Raw genomic sequence first — 15158 nt, forward strand, 5'->3', positions numbered from 1 at the left:
TTCCCGGCCGGGAAAGGGACAATCCTCACGCGCCGGGAAGTGGCCGAAGCGCCGGGACACGGGCTCGCGCCGTGCCACGATGCGGCGATGACCGCACGTCTGGCACGTCCCCTCCCTTATGCCACTTTGGCAGGCTTCGTCCTGCTGCTGGCCGTTCTCTTCGGCGTCTCCTACGCGGCCGGTTCGGCCGCCGGTCCTGTCGCGCCGGGCCTGCACCGCGTCGGCGGCGCGACCACGGGTTCGGATGGCGGAAGCGGCGGAAACGACGGGAACATGGGCGGCATGCCCGGGATGGGCCACTGATGAGTACGTCAACGAGCACGGACGCCACCGACATCACTGCCGTCCCTGTCGTCACCGAGCTGATCATCGGCGGGATGACCTGCGCCGCGTGCGTGGCGCGCATCGAGAAGAAGCTCGGCCGGCTGGAGGGCGTGAGCGCCACCGTCAACCTGGCGACGTGCCGGGCGCGCGTCAGCCACCCCGCCACCGTGCCGGTGGCGGAGCTGATCGCGGTGGTGGAGGGCGCGGGATTCACGGCGGCGCTGCCGGAACCGGAGAAGCCCGCGACGGCGACGGACGCCGAGGCCACCGAGGAGAACGGCCGACCGGACGGCCCCGCCGTCACCCGCCTCCTCGTCACCGCCCTGCTGTCGGTGCCGGTCCTGGTGCTCTCCATGGTCCCCGCCCTCCAGTTCGACAACTGGCAGTGGCTGTGCTTCGTCCTGGCCTCGCCGGTAGCGGTGTGGGGCTCCTGGCCGTTCCACGAGCGGGCGCTGCGCGGGCTGCGGCACGCGGCCGCCACCATGGACACCCTGGTCTCGCTCGGCGTCCTGGCCTCCTACGGCTGGTCCGCGTACGCGCTCTTCCTCGGCGGCGCCGGGCGGCCCGGGATGCGGATGCCGTTCACGCTGGTGCCCTCGATGACGGGGGGTACGGCGGACGTCTACCTGGAAGCGGTGGTCGGCGTACCGCTGTTCGTGCTGACGGGCCGGCTGCTGGAGGCCCGGGCCCGGCGCGGCACGGGCTCGGCGCTGCGCGCGCTGGCGTCGCTCGCGGCGAAGGACGCGGTCGTCCGGGACGCGGACGGTACGGAACGGCGCGTTCCCATCGCCCGCTTGCGGGTGGGCGACGTGTTCGTCGTACGTCCCGGGGAGCGCGTCGCCACGGACGGTGTGGTGGTCGCGGGCAGCTCGGCGCTGGACCTGTCGCTGGTGACGGGCGAGAGCGCGCCCGTCGAGGCCGCTCCCGGCACGGCCGTCGTGGGCGGCGCGGTCAACTCCGGCGGGCTGCTGGAGGTACGGGCCGAGGCCGTCGGCGCGGACACCCAGCTGGCCCGGATCGCCCGGCTGGTGGAGGAGGCGCAGGCGGGCAAGGCCCGGGTGCAGCGCGTCGCGGACGCGGTCGCGGGCGTCTTCGTCCCGGCGGTGCTGGCCGTGGCCGTCACGGTCCTCGGCTTCTGGCTGGGCGCGGGCGCCGCACCCCAGGCGGCGGTCACGGCGGCGGTCGCGGTGCTCGTGGTGGCCTGCCCCTGCGCCCTGGGCCTCGCCACCCCCACCGCCCTGCTGGCCGCCACGGGCCGGGGCGCGGGCCTGGGCATCCTGGTCAGCGGCCCGCAGGCCCTGGAGGGCCTGCGCCGGGTGGACACGGTGGTCCTCGACAAGACGGGCACGCTGACGACCGGTTCGATGACGGTCACGGAGGTCACGGGCGACGCGGAGGCGCTGCGCCTGGCGGCGGCCGCGGAGTCGGGCTCGGAGCACCCGGTGGGCCGCGCGATCCACGCCCACGGGCGCGAGGCGACGCCGCAGGACGCGCCCTTGCCGCGGGCGACGGACTTCACGGCGACGGCGGGCGTGGGCGTACGGGCGGTGGTGGAAGGCCACGTGGTGGAGGTGGCACGACCCGAACGCCCGGAACAGCCCGACCGACCGGAACTCCCCGCCCCCCTGGCCGACGCCCTGTCCCACGCCGAACGAAACGGCCGGACCGCCGTCCTGGCCCTCATCGACGGCGAGCCCCGAGCCGTGATCGCCCTCGGCGACACCGTCCGCGCCGGCAGCTACCGCGCCGTCGATCACCTCAAGCGCCTCGGCCTGCGCCCCGTGCTGGCCACCGGCGACGGCGCGGCGGCGGCCCACGCCGTGGCCGATGAGCTGGGCATCACCGAGGTCCACGCCCGGGCCACCCCCGAGGACAAGGCGAAGCTCGTCCGCGCGCTCCGCGAGCGCGGCCACCGGGTCGCGGTCATCGGCGACGGGGTCAACGACACCGCCGCCCTGGCCGGCGCCGACCTCGGCATCGCCATGGGCGGCGGCACGGACGCCGCCATCGGGGCGGCCGACGTGACGCTCGTCCGCGAGGACATGGGCGCGCTGGCCGACGCCGTCCGGCTGGCCCGCCGCACCTCCGTGACCGTGCGGTCCAACCTCCTCTGGGCCTTCGGCTACAACATGGTCACCGTGCCGCTCGCCGCGGTCGGGCTGCTCAGCCCGATGGTCGCGGCGGCGGCGATGTCCGCCAGCTCGCTGCTGGTCGTGGGCAACAGCCTGCGGCTGCGCGGCTGGCAGCCGCGCACCGCGCGCACCACTGCGAACAAGCGGAGGACGCTCCGATGAAGACCCCCGAGACCCGCGAGACCCCCGACAACCCCGAGACCCGCGAGACCCGCGAGAACCTCTTCCCCAGGGACTCCCTCCTCCGCACCGCCCGAGCGGCCCTCGTCCCGGTCGCGGCCTGCGCCGTGGCCCTGGGCGGGCTGACCGCCTGGACGGCGTCCGGCGCGGCGGGCCGCCCCGCCTCCGTGACGGTGGACGACGGCCGGGTCTTCCAGCCCTTCGGCATCGAGAGCACGGCGGCGATGTTCCGCCTGCGCAACACCGGCGACGAGGACGACGAACTCATCGGCGTCGACGTTCCCACAGCGGGCGGCGCGATGCTGAGCCGTACGGTCGTGAAGAACGGCGCGGGCAAGATGAAGATGATCGCGTCCACGACCGTCCCCGCCCGCGGCACGGTGGAGATGTCCCCGCACGAGCTGGACGTCATGGTCTACCGGCCGCCCCTGGTGCGCGTCGGCGAGCGGCTCCCGTTCGTCTTCCGGTTCCGGAAGAGCGGCGTCGTACGGGTGGACGCGGTGGTGGTCCGTCCCGGCAACAGGCCGCTCACCCAGCACTGACCCGAACCGAGACGACTGAGGGGCTGCGATGCCGACCGGCACCACAGCCCCTCACGCATTCACTACTCCATCACTCGATCACCCGGCGAGCGCCGGCACCCGTACCGCCGTCGTCGCCCCCCGCTCGGCCGCGTCCAACTGCACGATCAGCGCCTCGCGCGCCCGCGCCACCCGCGAGCGGACCGTACCGACCGGGCAGCCCGCGACGACCGCGGCCTCCGCGTACGGCAGGCCGAGCAGCTGCGTCAGGACGAACGCCTCGCGGCGCTCGCACGGCAGCCGGTCGAGGAGCTGCGAGAGGGCGACGCCCTCGTCGAAGCCGGGCAGCGCCGGGGACTGGGTGCGCTCCGCCGCCGACTGCCAGTCGTCCGTGTCCGACAGCCGGGGCCGCGCCGCCTGGAAGCGGAGCCGGTCCACGACCGTGCGGCGGGCGATGGAGAGCAGCCAGGTGCGGGCCGACGAGCGGCCCTCGAAGCGCGGCAGCGAGCGCAGGGCGCGCAGGAACGTCTCCTGTACGAGGTCGTCGGCGCCCTGCGGGTCGTTGCTGAGCCGCGCCACGTACCGGCGGACGTCGGTCTGAGTGGCGCGGATGAATCGTTCCACCGCGTCGGCGTCGCCGCCGCGCGCCGCCAGCGCCCAGGCGGTCACGGACTCGTCGTCACGCACGGCGGCCCCCGGTGCTCGCGGCCGGCCCGGTGCCGGGGACGATGGCGGGGTGCACTGCGTTGACGTCCGTACCGCCATATCCGCCCGCGCCGACGGCGAGGAACCGCCGCCGGAGGTGTCCGGCGCGGCGCTCGACGCGCACCTTCGGAGCTGTGCCGAGTGCCGCGACTGGGAGGAACGGGTGCACCGGCTCAAGGTGCTCACGGCGCGTCTGGGGCTCGTGTGACGGGTACGTCCCGAACAGGTACGTCCCGGCCGGGTGCGTCCCGAACGGGAGCGCCCCGGCCGGGTGCGTCCCGGCCGGCAGCGTCCCGTACGAGCGGACCGCCGGTGTGAGGGCAGGGGTCATCGCCCTGGGTCCTTCCTGGAATCCGGGCGCCCGGCCGTACGGCGTGGCGTGGCCCGCGAACGGCGGCGGGGCCCGGTGAGGTGATTCGGCCCGGTAGGTCGCGGTCGCGGGCCCGGAAGGGCTCAGGCGACGGCGACGAGGGGTCCGGGCGGACCGCGCGTGGCGAGGACGTGGGCGTAGAGCAGTTGGCGCAGCCGCTGCGCGGCGCGTCCGAAACCGGCCCGCACGCGGGGCGGCCGGGGCCGCGCCGGTACGTCGTGGAAAAGGAGGACGAAGGGGCCGCGCAGCCGCGCGGCGATGGTCCGGCCGAGCCGGAAGGCGGCCTGCTCGCCGCCGGCGAGCCAGATGCCGCAGATGAGGGCGACGAGCACGTGGGCGGACCACATGCCGAGAGCACCGTGACCGGCGTGCATGCCACCCATGCCGTCCATGCCATGGCTCATGGAGGGCATGCCCCCATGAGCCATGGGCATCGGCATGGGCATGGACGCGGAGGCGGTGGAACCACCGCAGACGAGATCGGACGCGGACGACGACACAGCCGTTCCCGCAGCCGTTCCCGCGTCCACCGCGCGAGCGGCGACGCTCTGGGCGACGGTGAAGAAGGAGTGCAGCCCGGTCTGCGCGCCCACCGTGGCGAGCGTGATCAGCAGGGGGCCGCGTTCGCGGCCGGCCAGGAACCAGGCGCAGCCGCCCGTCGTCGTGAAGGCGACGGCTATCGCCCACCACGGGACGGTGGTGCCGGACATCACGGCGTGGCCCAGGGCCGCGAGCAGCACACAGACCGCTGCGAACACACCGGCTCGCAGCGCGCGCGGGACCTGTCCGGTCTGCTGCTGCCCTGCTCTCATGACGGAGACATCGTTGCACCCGCCCGGCGCGGGCCGATAGCGGGGGGCGCGCTGACGCCCGCACGACCCCTCGCCCGGGCGCATGGCTCCGCCCCGTACCGTCCGCCCGGCGGTACGGGGCGGCGGGCCGCCAGGCTCGGGGGGAATGACCGGCGGCACCGGTCCCGTCGCGCCAGTGGGACTCGCGTTCTCGAGTCAACCGCGCGGGCGGCTCGGGCGGGAGCGTGTGCGAGGGGGTGGGCGCGGGTGCGCCGCGCACACCCCGTGTGAAATGCCGGCTTCCGCGGGAGCGCGGCGAGGAGCGCTAGCGGCCGCCGGCAGGACCGGCGGCCGCTCCGCCGCCCGTCCCGCCGCCCGCCTTGTCACGCTCGGGCAGCCAGGCGGCGCTGCTCTTGTCCCCGAAACGGCTGCCGATCGCGCCCTTGATCACGGAGAGCGCGGCGGGGAGCGCGGCGACGGCCGCGGCCTTGAGCGCGGAGATGCTGGTGAGGTCGAACCCGTCGGCGATGATGATGCCGAGGAAGGTGGTCACGTAGGCGGCGAGGGTTCGCTCGGCTATGTCGAGAAGTACCTTACGGTTCACTGTGTTTCCGTTTCGGGAGTCTCTGATGTGCGTGCGGAGGTCGTGACTGGTGGCAGCAGCGTCACCGTTGTGACGTGTCCACCGCAACTCTCCGCTGTCCGTGTCCTACCCACCGACCGACGCGGGCAGCCCTCTCCCCGCTTGTATCGCCACCGCCCGGCGGTATGGTCACGGAGGCGGCCGACCTCCGGGAGGGTCCACGTGGTCAACCCCTGGCTGGCGATGGCGTCCGGCGCCGACCCCGCCGAGCGGAGCCGGACGATGGGCGGGGCACACTCGGCGTTCGTCTCGGACGGGGTGGTGAGCCCCCGGGTCCGCGCGGTCGTCGCGGAGTCGTGGCGGCGCTCGGCGGCCGTGCTGCCCGGGCCGGAGTTCATGGCTCCGGTGGAGCTGACCGACGACGAGCTGGACCGTTACCGGCGTACGCACCCGCTGGCGCGGGTGATGCCGCTCCTGCGCGAACTGCTCGGCACCATCGCGGACGACGGCGCCCACCTCCTCGCGGTCTGCGACGCGGCGGGCCGGATGCTGTGGGTGGAGGGACACGCGGGGGTGCGGAGGGGCGCCGAGCGGATGAACTTCGTCCCGGGGGCCCGCTGGGACGAGCGGCACGCCGGCACCAACGCCCCGGGCACGGCCCTCGCCCTGGACCACGCCGTGCAGATCTTCGCCACCGAGCACTACAACCGCCTGGTCCAGCCGTGGACGTGCGCGGCGGCCCCCATCCACGACCCGGTCACCGGACGGCTGCTGGGCGCGGTGGACATCACCGGCGGCGACCATCTGGCCGGCCCGCACAGCCTGGCCCTGGTCCAGGCGACGGCCCGCGCGGCCGAGGCACACCTGACGACCGACCCCGCCACGGGCCACCCCACGCTGTCCGCCCTGGGCCGGGACGAAGCACTACTGACAACGAACGGACACCGATTACGCCTGAGCAGACGCCACAGCGAGATCCTGACGTTGCTGGCGGCCAACCCGGCGGGCATGACGGGCGACCAGCTGTCCCTCGCCCTCTACGGGGAACGCCCGGTGCCACCGGTGACCCTCCGGGCGGAACTCTCCCGGCTGCGGCGGCTGGTGGGCGGGTTGCTGCACTCGCGCCCGTACCGGCTGAGCGTCCCCGTGCAGACGGACGCGGCGGACGTGGAACGCGAACTGGCGGCAGGCGACCTGTGCGGCGCGCTGCGAACCTACGCCGGCCCGCTGCTCCCCCAGTCGGAGGCACCAGGCATACGCCGGATGCGCCGGCTCCTGGAGGACCGGCTGCGCAGGGCGATCCTGGTGGGCGACGACGCGGGGGCGCTCCAACTGTGGGCGGACAGCCCGTGGGGCGAGGAGGACCTGGAGGTGTGGGAGCGCCTGCTCACCACGCTCCCCGAGGACGCGAGGCACCGCGGCCGGGTGGCGGCGCGGGCGGGACGACTGCGGGCAACGTTCGCGCAACGTGGCGGGGACTAGCGTCGCGTGACGCGCACGTCGGACCGCCATCGGACGCCCGCCCCGCACAGCCCCGAACCCCACCCACCCGAAGGGCCGCCATGACCCGCTACGCCACCCCCGGCTCCCCGGACGCGATCGTCACGTACCGCGCGCGGTACGACCACTGGATCGGCGGCGAGTACGTACCGCCCAAGCAGGGCGGGTACTTCGAGAACCCGTCCCCGGTCGACGGCCGCCCGTTCACGGAGATCGCGCGGGGCACGGCCGAGGACGTCGAACGCGCCCTGGACGCCGCCCACGCGGCGGCCCCGGCGTGGGGCCGCACCTCCCCCGCGGAACGCGCCCTCGTCCTGAACCGCATAGCGGACCGCATGGAGCGGAACCTCGAACTCCTGGCCGTCGCGGAGACCTGGGACAACGGCAAGCCGGTCCGGGAAGCCCTGGCCGCCGACATCCCCCTGGCGATCGACCACTTCCGCTACTTCGCGGGCGCGATACGGGCCCAGGAGGGCAGCCTCTCCGAACTCGACGAGGACTCCGTCGCCTACCACTTCCACGAGCCGCTGGGCGTGGTCGCCCAGATCATCCCGTGGAACTTCCCCCTCCTGATGGCCGCCTGGAAGCTGGCCCCGGCCCTGGCGGCGGGCAACGCGGTCGTCCTCAAGCCGGCGGAGCAGACCCCGGCCTCGATCCACGTCTGGCTGGACCTGGTGGCGGACCTGCTCCCGCCGGGGGTGGTCAACATAGTCAACGGCTTCGGCGTAGAGGCAGGCAAACCCCTGGCCTCCAGCCCCAGGGTCGCCAAGATCGCCTTCACCGGCGAAACGACAACAGGCCGCCTGATCATGCAGTACGCCTCGGAGAACCTGAAGCCGGTCACCCTCGAACTGGGCGGCAAGAGCCCGAACATCTTCTTCGACGACGTCTCCGCCGCGGACGACGACTTCCTCGACAAGGCCCTCGAAGGCTTCACGATGTTCGCCCTCAACCAGGGCGAGGTCTGTACCTGCCCCTCCCGCGCCCTCATCCAGCGCGGCCACTACGCCACGTTTCTGGAAGCGGCCAGGGCCCGCACCGAGGCCATCGTCCCGGGCCACCCCCTGGACACCGACACCATGATCGGCGCCCAGGCCTCCAACGACCAGCTCGAGAAGATCCTCTCCTACCTCGACATCGGCAAGCAGGAAGGCGCCCGCATCCTCACGGGCGGCACCCGAGCCGACCTGGGCGGCGAACTCGCGGGCGGCTACTACGTCCAGCCCACCATCCTCGAGGGCCACAACCGCATGCGCGTCTTCCAGGAAGAGATCTTCGGCCCGGTCGTCGCCGTCACGTCCTTCACCGACTTCGACGACGCCATGTCCCTGGCCAACGACACCCTCTACGGCCTCGGCGCCGGCGTCTGGACCCGCAACGGCACCACTGCCTACCGCGCCGGCCGCACCATCCAAGCCGGCCGCGTCTGGACCAACTGCTACCACACCTACCCAGCCCACGCCGCCTTCGGCGGCTACAAGCAGTCGGGCATAGGGAGGGAGGGGCACCGGATGATGCTGGACCACTACCAGCAGACCAAAAATCTGCTCGTCTCGTACTCGCCGAAGAAGCTCGGCTTCTTCTGAGCGGCTGCGGAAGCCACATCGGCTCCCTCTCCCGCCTCGGTGTGTGCGGGGGGCTCGCTCCGCTTGTTGGAGACCCGCCACGCTGTCGTCAACGGGGGAGGACAGCGCCCGATTCGCAAGCGGCACGGGCGCTCCGGCTCGTGAACGAAGCGCGCCCGGTCACGCCGCGCCGTGCTTCGTGGGGTTTGATGTACCCCAGTCGATCAGCGTTCTCGGTAGCGTGATCATCTATTGCGTGGAGCGACCTGCGCCCGGCTGGTCTGCGAGGGATTCCGGCGGAGAGTAATGAGGCTGCGATGAGTGAACTGACGAAGCCCGAGATCGAGCTTCCGGGGGGTGATGCTCCCCAGGAGCTGACAATCCGGGACCTCGTCGTCGGGGGCGGGCCTGAGGCGCAGCCGGGCAGGGTCGTCCGGATTCACTACGTCGGGGTCACCTTCGAGTCCGGAAAGGAGTTCGACGCCTCCTGGGACCGGGGCGAGCCATTCAAGTTCGCCGTGGGTGGCGGCAGGGCCATCAAGGGCCTGGACCGAGGACTCAGGGGGATGAAGGTCGGCGGTCGACGGGAGATCACCGTCCCTCCGCGCCTCGGCTACGGCAAGCAATCCCCCTCGCGGTTGATCCCGGCGGGTTCCACGCTCGTCTTCGTGGTGGACCTGCTCTCCGTAGCCTGAGGAAGTCCTGCCTGTGTCCGTCATCGCGCCAGGCCGGCCTCCCTCCATGGCTACGGATGCTTTTGTCCGTCGGGCGCCCTCCGCTCGACCCGCTCGGAGCAGGGCCCGGTCTACCTCGTAACTCCCGGCTCCTCCGGACCTGGTCACGGACCAGAACCCCCGTTTCACCCGGCGGGCGACGACCCCAGCGCGGACCACCCCATCGACCCCGACGAACAGCCACGGGGCGTGCGGCGCGCGGGACGAAGCACGCACCGGTCTGCGCAACCGCACCACCGGCCTGGGGGCACGGGCCGCGAACTGGCTGGTTTTCGCCTCTGGCGGCCGGGAATCGTCGGTGCGGTGGAGATGTCCGGGGCCGGAGGGATGCCATGCCTGCTGCGAAAGACGGGAAGCGTACCGCGACCCGCTCCCGTGCGCCGAGCACCGTCGGCCACGGCGGGGAATCACGCGCGGACGTCTTCGCCTGCTTCGCGCAGGACGCCTCGGGCCGGCTCTCTCCCGACCGGTTACTGGAGGTGCTGCACGAGGCGGGCATCCTGCGTGACGACCCCAGGATCGCCGAGACCGTCGCCCACCTGGACCGCGTCCGGCCCGCGCCTCCGGTGGCCGGGCCGCTCCTGCTGACCGCGGAGGAGTTCACCGCCGCGACCCGGCACAACCGGGGCATCATCGAACGGGCCGCCTGTGGAAGACTCGCGGTGCCCGACTTCCCGGCGCTGGTGGCCGACCTCCGGCGCATCCACGAGGAGGTCCGCGCCGACCGGAGCGGCGCCGTCGCCTCGTACATCCCCCAGCTCGCCCGCGTGGACCCGGACCAGTTCGCGATCTCGGTGTGCACGGTGGACGGACAGCGCTTCTCCATCGGCGACGCGGACGTGAACTTCTGCCTTCAATCGGTGTCCAAGACCGTCGGCTACTGCCTCACCCTGGAGGAGCACGGCCCCGACACCGTCCACCGTCACGTGGGCAGGGAACCCAGCGGCCAGGGCTTCAACGAGCTGACCTTCAACAAGGCGGGGCTGCCGCACAACCCGATGATAAACGCCGGTGCCATCATGAGCTGCGCGCTCATCCAGCGCGGCCTGGACGCCGCGGACCGTTTCGACTTCGTCGCCGAGACCTGGAAACGCCTCGCCGGCGGCCGGAGCGTCGGATTCAACAACTCCGTCTACCTGTCCGAACGCAACACCGCCGACCGCAACTTCGCCCTCGGCTACTCGATGCGCGAACGCGGCGCCTTCCCGCCCGGCACCGATCTGCTGGCCACGCTGGAGTTCTACATCCAGTGCTGCTCGATCGAGGTCGACGCGCGGCAACTCGCCGTCGCGGCGGCGTCCCTGGCCAACGCCGGAGTGTGCCCGCTGACGGAGGACCCGGTGTTCTCCTCCCAGACCGTGCGTCACTGCCTGTCGCTGATGTCCTCGTGCGGGATGTACGACTTCTCCGGCGAGTTCGCCTTCACCATCGGCCTGCCGGCCAAGAGCGGCGTATCGGGCGCGCTGATGCTGGTCGTCCCCCAGCTGATGGGCATCGCCATCTGGTCCCCCCGGCTGGACGGTCACGGCAACTCGGTGCGCGGGACCGAGGTCTGCCGCCGGCTCGTCGACTGCTACAACGTCCACACCTACGACCTGCTCACCGGTACCGGCGCCGAGACCGGCAAACGCGACCCCCGTCTCAAGCGCCACCAGAGCGCCACCGAAGGCATCGTGGGCCTGTGCTTCGCCGCCAGCCGGGGCGACGTCAACGAGATCCGCCGCCTGGCCGCCTGCAACGTCCCCCTCGACGCCGCCGACTACGACGGACGCACCGCCCTGCACCTGGCCGCGGCCGAAGGACACCGCGGCCTCGTGGAATACCTCCTCGCCAAAGGCGTCGACCCCCGGCCCGTGGACCGCTGGGGCGGCACTCCCCTGGACGACGCCAACCGGTCCGGGCACCGCGACCTGGCCCGGCTCCTGGCCGAAGTCGCCGGCACGCCCCGGAGACCGGCGCCTTGAGGGTACGGCCACGTCACGGATTTCTCACGCCACGAAGATCCGGTCCAGTTGCCGTTCCAGGACCGCCGCCGCCGACTCCGGGGTGCGGTGGCCGACGAGGACGCTCGTGCCCAGTCCCGCCGACAGGGCCAGGAGGGCGATCGCGTCCAGGCGGGGGTCCGCTCCCGGGTGGGTGAGGTCCGCTTCCCGGGCCTGGCGGAGGAGTTCCGTCAGTTGGTCCTCGGCCGCTTCCGGGCTGCGGATGAAGGGCTGGGCGGCCAGGGCCTCGTCGGTTACGGCCAGGACGGCGTACGAGGTGTAGACGAGGTGGAAGGTGCGGCCCGCCTCGTCGGTGGGGAGGGCGGCCAGCAGGATCGCCTCGATCACCGCGCGCGGGCCCGGGGTGTCGCCGGCCGCCCGGAGGCGGGCGGCCACCCGTTCGCCGAATCGTTCGGTCAGGTGCTCCAGCCCGTAGAGGAGCAGCTTCTCCTTCGTCTCGAAGTAGTACTGCACCAGCCTCAGCGACACACCCGCCTCCGCCGCCACGTCCCGCATCCGCACGGCGTGCAGCCCACGCCGGCCGGCCACGCGGAGGAGCGCCTCGGCGATCTCGGTGCGCCGTTCCGCGTGGTCCACGCGCTTCGGCATCGTTCGGCTCCGCTCTTCGGTTACAGGGTCCTCGGTGACCACGATCTCTTTATGGTACCGCCGTATCAATTTGGTGGTACGGTCGTATCACGAACCAGGTGATCGTTTCCGAGGAGGCCACCCGTGCCCCAGACCACCCGTACCCGCCCCGACGTCGGCCGCTACGTCAACGACGCCCTGCGCGAGCGCTACTTCGCCGCGTGCGACGCCGTCTTCGCCCTGGGGGCGAAGGCCGTCGCGGAGACGGACGTGGAGACCTCCTTCGGGACGACGCACGTCTACCGCTACGGGCCCGACGACCCGGCAGGCGCCTCCCGTACCCCGGTCGTCCTCGTGCACGGCGCCGGCAGCTGCTCCGCGATGTGGTACCCGAACACGCCCGCGCTCAGCGCCGAACGGCCCGTCTACGCCATCGACACGCCGGGCGACGCCGGACGCAGCCTGCATCGCGAGCCCCTCCACCGGCCCGAGGACGCCGCGCGCTGGCTGGACGAGACGCTCGCCGGGCTCGGCCTCGACCGCGTCCACCTCGTCGGCTCCTCATACGGCGGATGGCTCGCCCTCAACCAGGCGCACCGCGGGCCCGGCCGGCTCGCCTCCGTCACCCTGCTCGATCCCGGCGGGCTGGAGAAGGTGGGGCTGCGCTTCTTCGTCTGGATCTTCATCAGTCTCTTCGCGACCTTCGCGCCCAAGGCGCTGCGCCCCCGGCTGGCGCGCTGGCTGGAGCAGCCCGTGCTCATCGAGCCGGAGCTGCGCGCGATGGTCAGGGCGGGCGTCCGCGCCTACCGCATCCGCCGCCCGGCTCCGCTGCCCCTGTCCGAGAAGGAGTTGGGCACCATCCGCACCGCCCTCTATCTGGTGCTCGGTAAGCGGAGCCTCCTCGTGCACCCCAAGCGGCAGGTGGAGCGCGTTCCCCGCCTGATACCGGGGGCCCGCGCCGAGATCATCTCGGACACCGGCCACGGGCCCCAGATCGACCACGCCGACGAGATCAACCGCCGGATGCTGCGTTTCATGGATTCCGCCGAACAAGCGGTTGCCCACTGACGCCACAAGTGGTCCTGACGGAACGCGCCCGTCAGGACCACTCTCACCACCCGGCCGCCGTCAGTGAATGATCAGCGCGTTCTCCATCAGCCGCGGGCCCGTGCTGTCGGAGGGCCGGTTGATGAGCCGGCCGCCGACCACCATCGTGGTGGATCCGCCCCCGTCGAGGTTGAGGGCGTTCACCGCGCCGAGGGAGCGCATGACGGCCGCGCTCTCCCGGAAGGTCAGGCCCGAACTGTAGCCCGGGCGGCGGCCGTCGACGGCGACGAACAGCAGTGAGCCGTCGTCCGTGACGCCGGCGAGGCTGCGTGGGTGCCGATGGGTGGCGAAGTAGTCGAAGAAGCCCGGGTCGTCGGGGTAGTTGAAGCCCTCGGCGTCCGCGGGGATGTCGACGCGGCCGTTCCGGAGCAGTTGCGGGCCGCCCGAGGCGACGTCCATGGCGCGCCCGGCGGTGTCCGTCAGGAGCCGGCCGCCACGGTCGAGGACGGTGGCCGTCACGTTCACCACCTGGCCCTTGCGGGCGTGGGCGCGCAGCCAGTCGGCGCCGTCGCCCGTGCCGGCCAGCAGCGTCGTGCCGGACGGGAACGTGCCGCCGCGCCGGTCGCGCACCTCCAGCACCTTGCCGTTCTTGTCGATGACGACCGCGACGCCGTCACCGGCGTGCGTGGGCCCGTAGAAGAAGTCGGTGTACTGGATGACCTCGGAGTCGTCGGTGCACAGGACGTCGTGGCGGGGCCGCTCGGTGGGGAGGTCGCCCCCGGTGCCGCCGCAGTTGCGGATCTTGCCCGGGGAGCGGTTCAGCCCGTCGAGTTCGCGCTGGGCGCCGTCGGCGGAGCGCAGGCGCAGGTTGGTGCTCAGCTGCTGGACGGAGGGGCGTGCGCGCCGGTCGGAGGGCAGGACGAGGGCGCTGGTCCCCTGTACCGCCTCGCTCACGAGCTTGCCGCCGACGACCGACAGGCCGGCGACGTCGCCGAAGGTGCCGTCCTCCTCGTCCGAGCCGTAGCTGCCGTTGATGCCGGCGATGCCGCCCATGTGCTTGACCATGTCGGCCAGCGTCTCGCCGCCCGGCACCCGGTCCTGGGCCTGCCGGACCTGGACCCGCTGCCGCTGCGCGGCGGAGACCCGCAGCACGTCGACGACCCAGGGGCCGGTGCGGCCGGTGCCGTCCTCCCCCGTGAAGTAGGTGTGCGTGGGCTTGAAGCCCGCCGCGCGCAGGTCCTTCACCAGCCGGGCGGCGGCCTCCTGGTCGGCGAGCTCGCCGACCCGTACGCGCCAGCCCCACGGCTGGTTCGAGGGCAGGTCCTGGGGGCGCTCGTCCACGCGGCTGACGGCGGGGTCGAAGCCGGCGTCGTCCAGCCGGTCGGCCAGGGAGCGCGCCGCGCTCTCGTCCTTCAGCAGCGCGACCTCGACGGTCCAGTGGTCACGGGCGTCGGGGCGGCCGCGCTTGATCCTGGTCCAGGTCACGCCCGGGGCCACCTGGGTGGTGGTGCGGGTCTCGGGAAGGTTCGCGTCCCCCAACGGGAGTCGCTGTGCGGCGGGTTGAACGGCGGGTCGGGCGGCCGCCTGGGCCCTGGTCTGCAGGCCCGTGGCGGGCAGAACGAGTGTCAGTGCGGCCAGGCCGGCGGTGAGCACCGACCGGTGCGTGCGTCTGATCTTCACCACTTTCCTCCCTGCCCTCTCTGTGTCATGGCGCCGAGTTCATGGCGTGGGCTGTCGCCGCAGTGTGGCCGCGCAGCGTGTCGCCCACGAGAACGCTCAGCTCAGCATGGCGTAATGCAGCGGAAACAAGATGCTGCTGGGCAGGAGGAGTTGGGCCGGTTCACCCTACGGGGGACAGCACGTCGTCACGTGGACGAGGAGGCGTCGGGGGCGGCGTCCCGGTCCGGATCGTCCGGGTCCGCGGGACCGGGTGGCGCGCGGGGTGGCGATTCCCGGGCCGCGACGGCACACCTCGGCATACCTCCGCCCGCGCTTCCCGCGCCTCCGCCACGCCGCGCGGGCCCCGGATTCAGCCGCGGGACCCGGCGCTCTCCCCCGACCGGCCCATGTTACTTACCGAATGGAGCAATACGACTACCCTGCGGATGCTCCGTCCGGAGTGCGGGGTGAACCTCG

At 72.8% G+C, this 15158-nt stretch carries 14 protein-coding genes; 9 read left to right on the top strand and 5 right to left on the bottom strand.

The window, feature by feature from the left end; translation table 11 throughout:
• Positions 1 to 87 precede the first annotated feature (87 nt).
• Genes EKH77_RS05160 through EKH77_RS05170 form a run of 3 tightly spaced genes read left to right on the top strand, consistent with a single transcriptional unit; the run spans position 88 to position 3178 of the window.
• Complete coding sequence (locus EKH77_RS05160) at positions 88 to 303, top strand: hypothetical protein (RefSeq protein WP_126913254.1); 216 nt, start codon at positions 88 to 90, stop codon at positions 301 to 303.
• Positions 303 to 2618: a heavy metal translocating P-type ATPase gene (locus EKH77_RS05165; RefSeq protein WP_126913255.1), complete on the top strand. Its 2316-nt coding sequence runs from the start codon at positions 303 to 305 to the stop codon at positions 2616 to 2618. Before EKH77_RS05160 ends, EKH77_RS05165 begins: the two co-directional genes overlap by 1 nt.
• Complete coding sequence (locus EKH77_RS05170) at positions 2615 to 3178, top strand: copper chaperone PCu(A)C (RefSeq protein WP_126913256.1); 564 nt, start codon at positions 2615 to 2617, stop codon at positions 3176 to 3178. The genes EKH77_RS05165 and EKH77_RS05170 overlap by 4 nt, the downstream gene beginning before the upstream one ends.
• Positions 3179 to 3256: 78 nt before the next feature.
• On the opposite strand, the gene EKH77_RS05175 is transcribed toward EKH77_RS05170, so the two are convergent.
• Entirely contained in the window at positions 3257 to 3844 is a 588-nt protein-coding gene (locus EKH77_RS05175) for a sigma-70 family RNA polymerase sigma factor (protein WP_126913257.1), read from the bottom strand.
• Between the two features lie 49 nt (positions 3845 to 3893).
• Here EKH77_RS05175 and EKH77_RS05180 point away from each other — a divergent pair, with 49 nt between their 5' ends.
• Positions 3894 to 4070 carry a zf-HC2 domain-containing protein gene (locus EKH77_RS05180; protein WP_126913258.1) on the top strand — a complete coding sequence of 59 codons (177 nt, stop codon included), beginning with the start codon at positions 3894 to 3896 and terminating at the stop codon, positions 4068 to 4070.
• A 245-nt stretch (positions 4071 to 4315) separates the two neighbouring features.
• Here the strand turns inward: EKH77_RS05180 and EKH77_RS05185 are convergent, their stop codons facing one another.
• Together EKH77_RS05185 and EKH77_RS05190 are read right to left on the bottom strand one after the other, a co-directional pair.
• The gene (locus EKH77_RS05185) at positions 4316 to 5044 is read right to left on the bottom strand and encodes a hypothetical protein (RefSeq protein WP_126913259.1); all 729 of its coding nucleotides are present in this window, start codon (positions 5042 to 5044) and stop codon (positions 4316 to 4318) included.
• Positions 5045 to 5348: 304 nt separating this feature from the next.
• Positions 5349 to 5627, bottom strand: a complete 279-nt coding sequence (locus tag EKH77_RS05190) for a holin (protein ID WP_164737746.1) — start codon at positions 5625 to 5627, stop codon at positions 5349 to 5351.
• Positions 5628 to 5828: 201 nt separating this feature from the next.
• Here EKH77_RS05190 and EKH77_RS05195 point away from each other — a divergent pair, with 201 nt between their 5' ends.
• The 4 genes from EKH77_RS05195 (at position 5829) to glsA (ending at position 11369) form a co-directional block, all read left to right on the top strand.
• Positions 5829 to 7088: a GAF domain-containing protein gene (locus EKH77_RS05195; protein WP_126913261.1), complete on the top strand. Its 1260-nt coding sequence runs from the start codon at positions 5829 to 5831 to the stop codon at positions 7086 to 7088.
• Positions 7089 to 7168: 80 nt separating this feature from the next.
• Positions 7169 to 8692, top strand: coding sequence for an aldehyde dehydrogenase (gene adh / locus EKH77_RS05200; RefSeq protein ID WP_126913262.1), 1524 nt, complete (start codon positions 7169 to 7171; stop codon positions 8690 to 8692).
• Between the two features lie 296 nt (positions 8693 to 8988).
• Complete coding sequence (locus EKH77_RS05205) at positions 8989 to 9366, top strand: FKBP-type peptidyl-prolyl cis-trans isomerase (protein ID WP_126913263.1); 378 nt, start codon at positions 8989 to 8991, stop codon at positions 9364 to 9366.
• A gap of 371 nt (positions 9367 to 9737) precedes the next feature.
• Positions 9738 to 11369 (top strand): glutaminase A, encoded by a 1632-nt coding sequence (gene glsA / locus EKH77_RS05210; RefSeq protein ID WP_126913264.1) that lies wholly within the window; start codon positions 9738 to 9740, stop codon positions 11367 to 11369.
• 24 nt (positions 11370 to 11393) lie between these two features.
• Here the strand turns inward: glsA and EKH77_RS05215 are convergent, their stop codons facing one another.
• Complete coding sequence (locus EKH77_RS05215) at positions 11394 to 11996, bottom strand: TetR/AcrR family transcriptional regulator (protein WP_126913265.1); 603 nt, start codon at positions 11994 to 11996, stop codon at positions 11394 to 11396.
• 123 nt (positions 11997 to 12119) lie between these two features.
• On the opposite strand from EKH77_RS05215, the gene EKH77_RS05220 reads away from it, so the two are divergent.
• Positions 12120 to 13043 (top strand): alpha/beta fold hydrolase, encoded by a 924-nt coding sequence (locus EKH77_RS05220; RefSeq protein ID WP_126913266.1) that lies wholly within the window; start codon positions 12120 to 12122, stop codon positions 13041 to 13043.
• A 60-nt stretch (positions 13044 to 13103) separates the two neighbouring features.
• On the opposite strand, the gene EKH77_RS05225 is transcribed toward EKH77_RS05220, so the two are convergent.
• On the bottom strand, positions 13104 to 14702 hold the full coding sequence (locus tag EKH77_RS05225) for a phosphodiester glycosidase family protein (RefSeq protein WP_164737747.1): 1599 nt from the start codon (positions 14700 to 14702) through the stop codon (positions 13104 to 13106).
• Positions 14703 to 15158: the final 456 nt, after the last annotated feature.

Source organism: Streptomyces luteoverticillatus, from assembly GCF_003970715.1.
GTDB lineage: Bacteria > Actinomycetota > Actinomycetes > Streptomycetales > Streptomycetaceae > Streptomyces > Streptomyces abikoensis.

Bases quoted from the DNA above. Each gene is read 5' to 3' on its own strand.
- EKH77_RS05185 (WP_126913259.1), bottom strand. From the start codon at position 5,044: ATGAGAGCAGGGCAGCAGCAGACCGGACAGGTCCCGCGCGCGCTGCGA.
- EKH77_RS05160 (WP_126913254.1), top strand. From the start codon at position 88: ATGACCGCACGTCTGGCACGTCCCCTCCCTTATGCCACTTTGGCAGGC.
- EKH77_RS05215 (WP_126913265.1), bottom strand. From the start codon at position 11,996: ATGCCGAAGCGCGTGGACCACGCGGAACGGCGCACCGAGATCGCCGAG.
- EKH77_RS05165 (WP_126913255.1), top strand. From the start codon at position 303: ATGAGTACGTCAACGAGCACGGACGCCACCGACATCACTGCCGTCCCT.
- glsA (WP_126913264.1), top strand. From the start codon at position 9,738: ATGCCTGCTGCGAAAGACGGGAAGCGTACCGCGACCCGCTCCCGTGCG.
- EKH77_RS05170 (WP_126913256.1), top strand. From the start codon at position 2,615: ATGAAGACCCCCGAGACCCGCGAGACCCCCGACAACCCCGAGACCCGC.
- adh (WP_126913262.1), top strand. From the start codon at position 7,169: ATGACCCGCTACGCCACCCCCGGCTCCCCGGACGCGATCGTCACGTAC.
- EKH77_RS05205 (WP_126913263.1), top strand. From the start codon at position 8,989: ATGAGTGAACTGACGAAGCCCGAGATCGAGCTTCCGGGGGGTGATGCT.